We start from the raw sequence: 566 nt of genomic DNA, 5'->3' as shown, positions 1-566 counted from the left end.
ATCCCTGATTGAAACCGATGTAGCGCCAGGCACCAGAGTTACGATCTTGCCGGCGAAGACAGACACTGCCTCATCCAGCGTCGTGACGGCTTGATTGACTTGAGCCTGAGTAGCGCTTCCAAGCGTGTACACACCGTTTGCTGCGACAATCGCGTCATTCAACGCTTGTCGCGAGCCTGATTCATACAGTCCGACCTTGTTGCCTTCTTCCGCTTTATCGTACCGATTCTGAGCGGAAGCCAGCTTCCCGGCCAACACTGTCTTGTCTACGATTACGCCAGGGATGACAGACTGATGAAACGCAGTGATCGCGGCATTCAGAGCTTGCAGCGCCGCATCCACTTCCGCTTGCGTCGCCAGCACGTCCTCGCTCACCTCGGCCGCAGAGAGGATTGCGCCCTCCAGTATCGTCTTGGAGCCTGCAGCGTATTGTCCCGGAAGCGTGCCTTCCGTCGCTTGCGAGTGAAGAAGTCTCGCATTGGCAATCGCTGTTTCCAGCGCGCCGTTGTCTGCCAGTCGCACAGCGAACGAGTAGCTGGCTGAGCTTGTGTCTATCTCTATCGCTG

Annotated in this window: 1 pseudogene; it reads right to left on the bottom strand. The window is 57.1% G+C overall.

Features of this window, described 5'->3' with window-relative positions:
• Positions 1-566, bottom strand: a pseudogene (locus B1748_RS37170) (FIVAR domain-containing protein); the annotation flags it as partial.

Origin of the sequence: Paenibacillus sp. MY03 (assembly GCF_002165585.1) — a bacterium.
Classification (GTDB): domain Bacteria; phylum Bacillota; class Bacilli; order Paenibacillales; family Paenibacillaceae; genus Pristimantibacillus; species Pristimantibacillus agaridevorans.
The sequence above is the reverse complement of the archived record's forward strand: the minus strand, read 5'-3'. Positions and strand labels throughout refer to the sequence as shown.